The sequence below is a fragment of the Alkalibacterium sp. s-m-28 genome, from assembly GCF_054658175.1.
In genome coordinates this window covers 1-255 of record NZ_BAAGIQ010000416.1, presented here as the reverse complement: position 1 = coordinate 255, position 255 = coordinate 1, and the positions used below count along the sequence as shown (strand labels likewise).

The following is a 255-nucleotide window of genomic DNA, read 5'->3' as shown; positions in this document are numbered from 1 at the left end:
TAAAAAAAGTCCGAAGAGCATTGGGAGCGTATGCTCCTTTCTCTTCGGACTTTCTTTCTGTTTTCCATTAAAATGAGACATCCTGATCTTCCATAAATCCATTGGATTCAAAAGACGACGGAACTCTCTCTTCCTGCTGTATGGCTGTTTCAATTAATTGCTTGGTCTGTGAATAGGAAAACAAATACGCTTCCTCGCTGGAAATTTTATACGCCTGAACGAGTTGTTGGATATAAAGTTTCAATGTGGGAGAAT

General features: G+C 39.2%; 1 protein-coding gene. It reads right to left on the bottom strand.

The window, feature by feature from the left end; all coding sequences use genetic code 11:
• Positions 1–67: 67 nt before the first annotated feature.
• A partial coding sequence (locus ACYQ4S_RS12820; protein WP_459771567.1) for a hypothetical protein occupies positions 68–255 on the bottom strand: 188 nt, incomplete at its 5' end.